At 61.3% G+C, this 8443-nt stretch carries 4 protein-coding genes; 1 reads left to right on the top strand and 3 read right to left on the bottom strand.

The window, feature by feature from the left end:
* The first annotated feature begins 793 nt into the window (after positions 1-793).
* The gene (locus J4G38_RS24545; protein ID WP_210519933.1) at positions 794-2086 is read left to right on the top strand and encodes a M1 aminopeptidase family protein; all 1293 of its coding nucleotides are present in this window, start codon (positions 794-796) and stop codon (positions 2084-2086) included.
* A gap of 190 nt (positions 2087-2276) precedes the next feature.
* Here the strand turns inward: J4G38_RS24545 and J4G38_RS24540 are convergent, their stop codons facing one another.
* From J4G38_RS24540 to J4G38_RS24530, 3 genes are all read right to left on the bottom strand, one after another.
* Entirely contained in the window at positions 2277-4673 is a 2397-nt protein-coding gene (locus tag J4G38_RS24540; RefSeq protein WP_210519935.1) for a glycoside hydrolase family 3 C-terminal domain-containing protein, read from the bottom strand.
* A 30-nt stretch (positions 4674-4703) separates the two neighbouring features.
* Positions 4704-6722: a glycoside hydrolase family 65 protein gene (locus tag J4G38_RS24535; RefSeq protein ID WP_226163810.1), complete on the bottom strand. Its 2019-nt coding sequence runs from the start codon at positions 6720-6722 to the stop codon at positions 4704-4706.
* 146 nt (positions 6723-6868) lie between these two features.
* The gene (locus J4G38_RS24530; RefSeq protein WP_210519939.1) at positions 6869-8437 is read right to left on the bottom strand and encodes a RagB/SusD family nutrient uptake outer membrane protein; all 1569 of its coding nucleotides are present in this window, start codon (positions 8435-8437) and stop codon (positions 6869-6871) included.
* Positions 8438-8443 lie beyond the last annotated feature (6 nt).

Below are 8443 nucleotides of genomic sequence, written 5' to 3'. Positions count from 1 at the left end.
AACCGGCAATGGTGCCCACAGGCCTGCACCAGCTGCTGAAACCCGGCTGGGGTGTTGCCCACTTCTACGTGTTGCAACTGCTCGTCGTGCAGGTAGCACACGGCCAGCGTGGCCTTGCTCACGTCAATGCCGACGACGGGAAAAGAAAGCGAAGCATCCATGGGGAAGGGCTAAAGAGTGAGAAAACCGCAAAAAAGGACTTCTAGGGAGTCTTTCGCTATCCTGATACAGGCTCTGGCGCCTCATGGAACTGTCCAAAGTGGCCCTAGAAAAGGGAGGGGATTGTCATGTTAAACGGGCTCGAAGCCCCATAAGACGAGAATCTTATTCCTTCCTTTTCCTTCTCGTTAACCCAAATTACGGCGGGCAGGTGAACATAGGATTACGGCGGGCAGGTGAACATAGGATAACCTGCGTTATAATCTCATTCTTGGAAAAATGGTGGTTTTTAGTGTCTGAGTTTCCATTAATAAAAACAGGCTTTTTCCTTATCCATTGCCTGTTCAAAACCTTAGCTGGGCAATGCTTAGCAGCAAAGTGCTCCAAGTATCGTGGCCACCTGTTTTGCTTGGTGGGTCAGCTTGCCTTGGCGAGGTAAAAAAAGTGGCGGGGTCGTGTAACACTTACCGGGTTTGGTGGTAATCGACTTATCTTTCCCCACTCTATGCAAGCTCTTCGCACTCATCTGGTCATTCTTCTAACCCTTTGTAGCGGATTATCGACCCTTGCGCAGGGGGCCAAACCCGCCGGAAATATCCCCTCCCTACACTTAGGCGGCACCCTAACCCTCTCGGTGCAACATGGTACGATTGCCGCCGACCTGCTGGTGAGTCACGTGCCGACGCTGGCCGACGGGCGCATTTGGCTGCACACCGGGCTCAACGTGGAAAGCTTTCGGGATTCGACGGGGCAGCATGTGTTCGAGTACACCCGTCGGTTCGCACCGGATACCACGGAGGAAGCCTGGCAATACCAGCGCATCGATGAGCGCGGCCGGTCACTTCCCTGGCCCCGCACGCTGCGCGTCCGCTACACCGGGGGGTATCCCGTGCAAGCCGACTCCAGCCAATCGCCCCGGCGCGACGACTACAAGGGGCGCCTGGCCTTCAATGGCCAAACCGTGCGCGGCACGGAACAGACCGCGTGGTACCCCGTGCTCTACGACCGTTCCCACGACCAGCAGCTCAACGCCTACACCTACGATATACAGGTCACGTGCGCCGACTGCCAAACCCTCTACCTCACCGGCAGCGCCCCCGTGCCGGGTCCCCAGCAGCGCTTGGTTTCCCAAGTCCCGGTTCCCTTGGTGCTGTTCGCCGGCAACTACGCGACGCAGCGCCTCGGGGCCGACTGGCTGCTAAACTCCCACCTTACCCCGGGCCAAGCCGCAACCTTCGAGGGCTTCGTGGCCAGCATCCGGACGTACTACGAACACCAGTTGGGCATTCCCTACCGGCAGGCGCTCACTTTCTTGCACGCGACGCCCGTTTCCAAACGCAACGGCTGGTTGTTCGTCACCTTTCCCACCGTGGCCAGCGTGGGGTGGCAGCAGGATTTTAGCTCTTTGTTTCGCGGCGAAACGCTGGCCGATTCCACCCTGTTGCCGTTTCTCTGCCATGAGTTCGGGCACTACTATTTCGGCGCGCTCGTGCAGCCCAATGCCGAGTTGCGCTGGTTCTTCTCAGAGGGGGCCACCGAATACGTGGGCCTGAAAGCGGTGCAGCACCGCTTAAGTGCCAAGCTCTACCGCAAAAAGCTGGCAGACTACCGCCGCAACCTGCTGCAAACCGGTGATTTACCGGGGCTGAGCGCGGTCAAGCAAGCCGACGAAATTTCGGGTATGTATCGCTACGTAATCGCCCCCCTCCAACTACTGGCCTTAGAGCGCCAGATTGGCGAGAAGCAAACGTGGCGCTGGTTGCGCACGGTGGTGCAATCACCTGTCCCGCACACCGACTACGCTTTCCTGCTGCGTAGCTTACGCCAAAGTGGCTTGAGCGAAGCGGCGGTAACGGCTTGGGTAACACGCTACACCAGTGGAGGCCCTGCGATGAAACAAGCCTTGTTAGAAGTGGCTACTCCGTAAATTCAGGTTCCGCAAATGAGGAAACAGTCTTTTACATTTAGCAAACGGCCGTTTGCAACACGTAAAGAACTCCAGTCCAAACCATTGTTTATCATCGCTTGACGTGCTGTGTTTTTCGTTTTCTGAGAGGTGCCTATTACCCAAAACCATTGGGCTTGGTAAGCAAGGACTGTCGGCCCAAACCGGTGCGTTATTTTGCTGCCTGGGGCTGTAGTTCTGCCAGCGGGGCCTGCGGAACCAGCAAGTGGCGGCTTTTGGCGGTGACCACGGCTTTACCGACCTGGAAAGTGGCGCGCTGTTTCACATCGAGCGACGAGGCGGCGGCCAGCACAGTGTAGGTACCGGCGTCGGCCACCCAGGCCGTGGCGGCGGTGTTGTAGGAAGCCAGGTCGGCAGTCGTGAGAACGAAGGTGAGCATCTGCGACTGACCGGGAGCGAGCAGGGCGGTTTTGGCAAAGGCTTTCAATTCGCTTTGGGGTTTGGCGAGCTTGCCCTTGGGCGCGCTCACGTAGAGCTGCACGACTTCACGGCCCGCCGTTTTGCCGGTATTGGTGACGGCAAGCGTGGCCGTGAGCCGGCCGTTGAGCGTGGGCGCGCTGAGCTTCAATGGCCTATAGGCAAAGGTGGTGTAGCTCAGGCCGTGGCCAAACGGATAGGCCGGCTGCTTGTGGAAGGTATTAAAGTAGCGGTAACCCACGTAAATACCTTCGGCATAGGCATTTTCCGACTCCTGGCCGCCCAGCGCACTGGCCGCCGGGGCCACGCCCGGCCGCACCCGGCCCGGAAAATCCTGGCTGTAGGGAATATCGGTGTAGGCCACGGGGAAGGTGGTGGCCAGCTTGCCCGAGGGGTTGACCTGGCCACTGAGCACGTCGGCCACCGCGTAGCCGCCCTCCTGGCCGGGCTGCCAGGCCAGCAGGATGGCATCGGCCTGACCGCGCCAGCCGGCGGTTTCAATTACGCCGCCCACGTTCAGCACCACCACCACTTTCTTGCCCTGGGCATGGAAGGCCGTGGCCACCTGTTGAAGCAACGCCTGCTCGGCAGCGGTGAGGGTGAAATCATCGGCTACTTTGCGGTCGCCGCCCTCGCCGGCGCTCCGCCCCAGGGTCACCACGGCCACATCGGCGGCCTGGGCCTGCTGTTGCAGCACGGTAGCATCGGGGGCCATTTCGGTGATGACCGGGACGGGGTCGAAGAAGCTTCTGGCTTTGGGCAGCTTGGCTTTTTCGGCCCGCAGATATTGGGTGTAGGCCTGGCTGATGGGCGTGCTGATGGTGAAGCCGGCTTTGCCCAGCCCCTGCTCGATGGAAATAGTGTAGGCGCGGTTGACGTTGCCGCTGCCGGTGCCCCCGGCAATCGGGTTGTAGGACGTGTTGCCGAACAGGGCCAGCTTCTGGCCGGCGGCCAGCGGCAGCGCCTGGGCCTCGTTGCGCAGCAGCACCATGCTTTCGGCGGCGGCCTGGCGGGCCACGGCGGCATCGGCGGGCAGGGCGGGGCGGCTGGTGTAGGCAGCGCCTTTGAAGGTGGGCGACTTGAGCACTAGCTCCAGCACGCGGGTCACGTTGGCGTCGAGCTGGGCGGGGGTGAGCTGGCCGCTTTGGGCCGCCGCCAGCAGGGCCTGGGTTTGCACCAGAGTACCGGGCATGAGCAGGTCGTTGCCGGCCTGGAGCTGGGCCACGGCGTTATGGCCGCCGTACCAGTCGGTCATTACCAGGCCCTTGAAGCCCCACTCCTGCCGCAGCAAGGTGGTGAGCAGGTCGGGGCTTTCGGAGGTGTAGGTGCCGTTTACGAGGTTGTAGGACGACATCACGGTCCAGGGCTGCGACTTGCGCACTGCAATCTGAAAGCCTTTCAAGTAGATTTCCCGCAGGGCCCGCTCGCTCACCTGCGAGTTCAGCTTCATGCGGTTGAATTCCTGGTTGTTCACCGCGAAGTGCTTGATGCTGGTGCCCACGCCGTTCGATTCGATGCCGTTGACGAAGGCCGCCGCCATATTGCCGGCCACCACGGGGTCTTCGGAATAATATTCGAAGTTGCGCCCACCCAAGGGGTTGCGGTGGATGTTCAGGCCCGGCGCCAGCAGCACGTCGATGCCAAATGCCCGGACCTCGCCGCCAAACGCCACGCCCACCTTGTGCACCAGGGCGGTGTCCCAGCTTGAGGCCAGCAGCGTGGCCACGGGGAAGGCGGTGGCGTAGTAGGTTTTGGTGCTGTCGCCGCCGCGAATGGGGTCGATGCGCACGCCCGCCGGGCCGTCGGAAAGCGTGAGCGAGGGGATGCCCAGGCGCGGAATGGCGTGGGTGCGACCGGCCGCGCCGGGCACTTTCTCGGGCACTGCCCGGTCGCCGGGGTTGCCGGGCGGCAGCACGCCTTCGGGGAAGCCGGAGGGGTAGAAGCCCATGCCCACCACCAGCTTCACCTTTTCTTCGGTGGTGAGAGCGGCCAGGATTTCCTTTAGCGAGGCTTTGCCCAGCTGCGGCGCGGGGGCCTGGGCTGTGGCGGTTTGGCCTCCCAGCAAAGCCAGCAAAACCAGAGTTGAAAACTTACCGCCGCAGCGGCCAAACCCAGTGTGCAGATTACTCATACAGAAGCTGTTTTGGTAGAGTGGATTTGTTTATCGGCCGACGGAATAGGTGCGGTGCTGCGGGCCCACGCCCGTTATTTTCACCGACTGCCAGCCGGTGGGCAGGGTAGTTTTGCGCTGCGCGATGCCGGCGGGGGTGATGTCGAGCCCGCCGAAACCCATGAGCACGGCTTGCAGCACGCCGCCCGCGCCGGTGGCGAAGTAGGGGTTGGTGCCGCCCTTGGTTTCGGCGATGACGCGGAATGGGGGCAGCAGGTTGGGCACGTAGGCATCCTGGAAAAAGTGCCGGGCCTTGGCCCCGTCGCCCAGACGGGCGTAGAGCAGGGCAAAAATGGCCTGCGTCATGGCCGGAGTGCCTTCCGTGGGCACGCGGGTTTCGTAGTAGGCGAGGTCTTTTTTGATTTGGGCCGGGTCGGTGATGACGCCGAGCGGGTAGGCCAGCAGGTTCACATCGCCCTGTTTGATGCCTTCGCCGTGGTAGCTGGCGTGCTCCTGGGTCACACCGTCGGGCATTTTCAGGATGGGAATGTTCTGGGCCACCAGAGCCCAGTCGGGGTTGGCGCGCAGGCCCAGCAGCCGGGCGGCGGCGGCGGCATTTTGCAGGTTGACCCGGGCGGCGGCGTTGGTGAAGGCGTCGTTGTCCACGTTTTCGGCCCACTCATCAGAAGCCACCACGTTTTTGATGTCGTAGTGGCCGGGGCCGGTGCGCTCCACCCGGCTGGCCCAGAAGTCGGCGGTGGCCGAAAGCATGGGCCAGCCTTTCTCGCGCAGCCACTCCTTGTCCTGGGTCACGCAGTAGTATTGCCAGGCGGCCAGGGCCACGCAGGCCGAAATGTGGTGCTCAAACGGGCCGCTCAGGGCCCACACCGGCGTTTCTTCCACCCCCGAGTCGGCGCTTTCCCACGGATACATGGCGCCCTGGTAGCCGTGGGCGAAGGCGTTGCGCCGGGCCGGCTCCAGCCGCCGGAAGCGGTATTCGACCAGGGACTTGGCGATTTCCGGGTGCAGCACGGCCAGCACCGGAAACATCCACAGGTCGGTATCCCAGAAAACGTGGCCGTTGTAGCCCAGGCCCGACAGGCCCATGGGCGAAGGCGAAAAGTCGGTGCCGGCCCGCGAGAAGCTGTAGAGGTGGTAGAGCATGCTGTGCACGTCCTGCTGGGCCTGGGCATCGCCGGCAATCTGGATGTCGCTCTGCCACAAGTCCTGCCAGGCTTTCTGGTGGAAGGCCAGCAGGCGGTCGCGGCCTTCGAGGCGGGCGAAGATGGTCATGCGCTCGGCCTCGTTCAGCGGGTCGGGGTGGTGGGCCGTGCTGCTGGCCGAGCCCGCCACGGCGTAGCCATACGTCTCCCCGGCTTTCAGCGCCTTGCTAAATTTCATCAGATGCTCGTTGTTGTCCCACATTTCGTGAATCACGCGCGGCTCCTGCCCGTGGGCTTCCGTGAACAGAAACGTGGTGGAGGCGCACAGCAGCAGCTTGCCCGTCGGGCTCCGGGCCGAGGACGTGAGCAGGCGCACGGTGGCGTGCGGCCGGTCGATTTCGTTGTAGTAGTTCTGCACGTCGCGCAGGGCGTCGGGCGTGTCCATCACGCTGGCGGCCGTCAGGGACAGGTCTTTTTTCGCCACGATGGACACGTCCATCAGCACCGTGAAAGGTAGGTGGCGCAGCGCGTAGTACGTGTAGCGGATGGTGGCCTTGTCGGCGTAGTCAAACGTGGTGGTGAGGGCGGCTTTCTGCATGTCCAGTTCCTGCTGGTAATGGCTCACATCGGCGGCCCCCAGGCGGCGGCCGTCGATTTCCAGGTACATATTCAGCAGGTTGATGCTGTTGAGAAAGTTGCTCACCCGGCCCCGGCCGTACTGGTCGTAGGCCCCGGCCAGCACCACGTTCTTCACCTTGAACGGCTCCGGCGACGACACAATGCCCATGACGCCGTTGGCCACCGTCACGCCGTAGTAGTTGCCGGGGTCCACCTTGTCGGCGCTGATGCGCCAGGGGTCGGGCGTTTGGGCGGCGGCGGGTAGCTGGCCAGTTACAATGAAAAGCACCAACGCACTCAAAAATGCACGCAGCTTTCCAGGTCGAATAAGTAACATATGGGGAGGAAGAATAACATGAAATGAAATAGGGTAAGCGTTGGCTTACCCTATTTCATTATTTCCATTACAGTGGGCAAGCGCGACAGCGCACCGGCTTAGAACCCCGGGTTTTGGGTGATGTTCGGGTTCACATCCACCTGCGTCTGCGGAATAGTAAAGAGCAGGTACTTATCGGCACTCTGGGGCTTGTCTTTGCGGGGCAGCAGGAACTTGCCGAACCGAATCAGGTCCTGTCGGCGCCACTCCTCGTTGTACAGTTCGCGGCCGCGCTCGTCGAGCAGAATGTCCAGCGTAAGCGTGGGCAATACACTGGCTCCCCGCGAGGGCAAGGTACGGATGTAGTTGACGATGGCCAGGGGCGTAGTACCGTAGGTGCTCACGCTGGTGGCCGTGCCGCCCCGCAGGATGGCCTCGGCCTTCATCAGCAGCACATCGGCCAGCCGAAAACTCACGTGGTCGTTCTCCGCGCCGTTGCCGCCTTTGTCTTCGCTGACGTAATCCACCGGGTATTTCAAAGGGCGAATCCCCTTTACTTCCAGGTCCGCGCCTACTTCAAATATATTGACGTCTTTAGTAAAGACCAGCGGATTGCCTCCCCGGTCTTTGAGGGCCGTCTCGTCTTTGAGGTTGTACTGCTGGCCGGCAAGAAAGCCCACATTGACGTGCCTGCCCGTATTGACGGCGTTGGGAGAGCTACTGGGATAGGCTTCGCCCCGCCGTTTATCGGTCGCCTCAAACTTATCAAAAAAGTCGCCAGTGGTGGCCGGGCCGTTATAGCCATTGACGGGAAACAAGTTGTAGTGCGAAACGAACTTCCAATAGGAGCGCACGTCACCGCCGTCACCGTAGGTATTTTCCTGGGTGAAGATGTTCTCTCTCCCGATGGCGGTGTTGTTGGGCGCGAAGTTGTCGAAGTAGTCGGGCGTGAAGGAATACCTATTGCTGGTGATGATTTCGTCCGCCAGCCTGATAACCGAGTTCATGTCAGCCACGTCGAAAGTTGGCGTTTTGCGGTTGGCATAGGCCCCCTTGTTCAGGTAGCACTTCATCAGCAAGACGCGAGCGGCGTCTTGGTTGGCTTTGCCCGCCGGGCCGATGGGCAAGTCTCTTTGCACGGCCAGTATTTCGCTCACGATGTAGTTCAGCGCCTCCGTGCCTTTCCGCAACCGGGCCGGCTTGCTCAGTTCCTCACCGGGGTCGCGGTACAGCACCTGGTCGAACATGTCCAGCAACCAGAACATGCCCCAGGCGCGGATGAACCGGGCTTCTGCGGCCTGCTGCGTGGTTGGGCCAAACCGCAGCAAGTCGGTGGCGGCATAGGTAATGCCGTTAAGCCCGGTGAAGGTGTTGCGGATTTGCTCGTTGTTGGAGTCCCAGTTGTGCAAGTAAAGCTGGCGCCACTTGCCGTTGTCGTCCCAGTCTGGTCCGCGGGTGGGCATAATCCGCTCATCGGTCGAGACTTCCTCCAAGGCAAAAACGTTCACACTACCCTGAATGGGGTCACGCATGGAATTGTACACCCCCGTGAGCAGCGCCGACGGGTTGCCGCTAGGAATCTGGTCCTTGAGCAAGTTTCCATTAATGTCCTCGGTTAGCTGGCAGCTGTTGGCTACCTGTAGCAAGGCTAAAGTGGCCGCGATGCGGACAATACTATTTTTCTTCATGGCTGA

The sequence above is a fragment of the Hymenobacter terricola genome (assembly GCF_017921975.2).
Classification (GTDB): Bacteria; Bacteroidota; Bacteroidia; order Cytophagales; family Hymenobacteraceae; genus Hymenobacter; species Hymenobacter terricola.
The sequence above is the reverse complement of the archived record's forward strand: the minus strand, read 5'-3'. Positions and strand labels throughout refer to the sequence as shown.